Origin of the sequence: Cupriavidus sp. SIMBA_020 (genome assembly GCF_046535395.1) — a bacterium.
Classification (GTDB): Bacteria; Pseudomonadota; Gammaproteobacteria; order Burkholderiales; family Burkholderiaceae; genus Cupriavidus; species Cupriavidus campinensis.
In genome coordinates this window covers 1-260 of the sequence record NZ_JAWRWU010000952.1, presented here as the reverse complement: position 1 = coordinate 260, position 260 = coordinate 1, and the positions used below count along the sequence as shown (strand labels likewise).

Annotated in this window: 1 protein-coding gene; it reads right to left on the bottom strand. The window is 71.5% G+C overall.

The window, feature by feature from the left end:
- Nucleotides 1–80 precede the first annotated feature (80 nt).
- The coding region (locus SB751_RS32270; protein ID WP_410749292.1) for a hypothetical protein at nt 81–260 on the bottom strand (180 nt) is incomplete at its 5' end.

Below are 260 nucleotides of genomic sequence, written 5' to 3'. Positions count from 1 at the left end.
CGACGGCCAGCGCCGACGCCGCCAGCGGCGAACGCGCGCGGCGCGCGGTGCCTCGTGGGCTCGGTTGGGTCGGCATCATGTCAGTCCTTGAGGCGGCGCGCGGCGATGCCGCGCAGCACGCGATAGAACAGCGCCGCGATCACGATCGCCGCGAGCACGCCCGCGAGCAGCAGCAACAGCGGATGCGACGACAGCACCCAGCGCGCGTATTCGAGCGGCGAGAGCTTGCCGACGTAGTAGGTGTCGCCGTTCGACGTCAC